At 62.1% G+C, this 2438-nt stretch carries 3 protein-coding genes; all 3 read right to left on the bottom strand.

All coding sequences use genetic code 11. From position 1 onward, the window contains the following. Positions 1 to 99 (bottom strand): hypothetical protein (locus ACQKPE_RS26260; RefSeq protein ID WP_427669609.1); only part of this gene is annotated, 99 nt, incomplete at its 3' end. 153 nt (positions 100 to 252) lie between these two features. Next, complete coding sequence (gene kdsA / locus ACQKPE_RS26255) at positions 253 to 1098, bottom strand: 3-deoxy-8-phosphooctulonate synthase (protein WP_194790084.1); 846 nt, start codon at positions 1096 to 1098, stop codon at positions 253 to 255. A 4-nt stretch (positions 1099 to 1102) separates the two neighbouring features. Further along, positions 1103 to 2438: CTP synthase (locus ACQKPE_RS26250; protein ID WP_427669608.1), on the bottom strand; the 1336-nt coding region annotated here is incomplete at its 5' end.

Here is a 2438-nt window from a genome sequence, read left to right as displayed (position 1 = left end):
GCCGATGATGCCGTTGTCGAGCAGTACATCGGCTTCCACGGTGGGGTTGCCACGGGAGTCGAGAACTTCACGACCTTTGATGTCGACGATCTTTGCCATTGTTGTAAGCACTCCAGAATTGACGAAAACAACGCAGCTTTGGGAATTGTTGCCGTTCACCAGGTGACATGGCACGGGCAGACCTGGCGAAGGGAGCCCCTGACCGATAGGTCAGGGGATGGAACGGGCGGTACTTTACCCGAGAAATGAGCTTTACGCGGTTTCTACCGTCGGAAAACTTTTCACCAGGTCGTCCAGTTGCTTGAGCTGGGCCAGGAATGGCTCCAGCTTGTCCAGGCGCAGGGCGCATGGGCCATCGCACTTGGCGTTGTCCGGGTCTGGGTGGGCTTCGAGGAACAGCCCGGCCAGGCCCTGGCTCATGCCGGCCTTGGCCAGGTCGGTGACCTGGGCACGGCGGCCACCGGCGGAGTCGGCGCGGCCACCCGGGGTTTGCAGCGAGTGGGTCACGTCGAAGAATACCGGGTACTCGAACTGCTTCATGATGCCGAAGCCGAGCATGTCCACCACCAGGTTGTTGTAGCCGAAGCTCGAACCGCGCTCGCAGAGGATCAACTGGTCGTTACCGGCCTCCACGCACTTGGCGAGAATGTGCTTCATCTCGTGCGGTGCGAGGAACTGGGCCTTCTTGATGTTGATCACAGCGCCGGTCTTGGCCATGGCCACCACCAGGTCGGTCTGGCGCGACAGGAAGGCCGGCAGCTGGATGATGTCGCAGACCTTGGCCACCGGTTCGCACTGGTAGGGCTCGTGCACGTCAGTGATGACCGGCACGTTGAAGGTGCGCTTGATCTCCTCGAAGATCTTCAGCCCCTCTTCCATGCCGGGACCACGGTAGGAGGTTACCGACGAACGGTTGGCCTTGTCGAAACTGGCCTTGAACACGTACGGGATACCGAGCTTCTCGGTCACCCGCACGTACTCTTCGCAAACCTTCAGGGCCAGGTCGCGGGACTCCAGCACGTTCATGCCGCCGAACAGGACGAACGGCTTGTCGTTGGCGATCTCGATGTTACCGACGCGAATGATCTTCTGGGTCATGGGCTCAGGCCTTGTTCTTCTGCGCCAGCGCCGCCTTGACGAAACCGCTGAACAGCGGGTGGCCGTCACGCGGGGTCGAGGTGAACTCGGGGTGGAACTGGCAGGCGACGAACCATGGGTGGTCCTTGGACTCGACCACTTCCACCAGCGCGCCGTCCTCGGAACGACCGGAAACCACCAGGCCAGCGTCGATCAGTTGCGGCAGCAGGTTGTTGTTCACTTCGTAGCGGTGACGGTGACGCTCGGTGATCACGTCGTTGCCATAGCAGTCGTGCACCTTGGAGCCGGCCGCCAGTTGGCAGTCCTGTGCGCCCAGGCGCATGGTGCCGCCCAGGTCGGAGGCTTCGGTACGGGTTTCGACGGCACCGGTGGCATCGGCCCACTCGGTGATCAGGCCCACGACCGGGTGGCCGCTGTTGCGGTCGAACTCGGTGGAGTTGGCATCGCTCCAGCCCACCACGTTACGGGCGAACTCGATCACGGCTACCTGCATGCCCAGGCAGATGCCCAGGTACGGCACCTTGTTCTCGCGGGCGAACTGCACGGCCTTGATCTTGCCTTCCACGCCGCGCAGGCCGAAACCGCCTGGTACCAGAATGGCATCGGCGCCTTCGAGCAGACCGGTGCCCTGGTTCTCGATGTCTTCGGAGTCGATGTAGCGCAGGTTGACCTTGGTGCGGTTGGTAATGCCGGCGTGACTCATCGCTTCGATCAGCGACTTGTACGCATCCAGCAGTTCCATGTACTTGCCGACCATGGCGATGGTCACTTCATGCTCGGGGTTGAGCTTGGCATCGACGACCTTGTCCCACTCGGACAGGTCGGCGCCATTGCACTGCAGGCCGAAGCGCTCGACGACGAAGTCGTCCAGGCCCTGGGCATGCAGTACGCCCGGAATCTTGTAGATGGTGTCGACGTCTTCCAGGGAAATCACCGCACGCTCTTCGACGTTGGTGAACAGCGCGATCTTGCGGCGCGAGGAGGCGTCGACCGGGTGGTCGGAACGGCAGATCAGCACGTCAGGTTGCAGGCCAATGGAGCGCAGCTCCTTGACCGAGTGCTGGGTCGGCTTGGTCTTGGTTTCACCGGCGGTGGCGATGTATGGGACCAGGGTCAGGTGCATCAGCATGGCGCGCTTGGAGCCCACTTCGACGCGCAACTGGCGAATGGCTTCCAGGAACGGCTGCGACTCGATGTCACCCACGGTACCGCCGATTTCCACCAGGGCCACGTCGGCATCGCCTGCGACATCCGCTGCGAACGTGGCGGCTTTCATACGCAAATCAGCCATCGATTCCACCGGGTAGCAGAACGACGCATCCTGCTCGCAACTGCGCTGC

Source organism: Pseudomonas sp. NPDC089554 (genome assembly GCF_050280645.1).
Classification (GTDB): domain Bacteria; phylum Pseudomonadota; class Gammaproteobacteria; order Pseudomonadales; family Pseudomonadaceae; genus Aquipseudomonas.
This window is presented reverse-complemented; position numbering and strand designations above follow the sequence as displayed.

Coding starts and splice junctions, on each gene's coding strand:
- kdsA (WP_194790084.1), bottom strand. CDS start 1,098: ATGACCCAGAAGATCATTCGCGTCGGTAACATCGAGATCGCCAACGAC.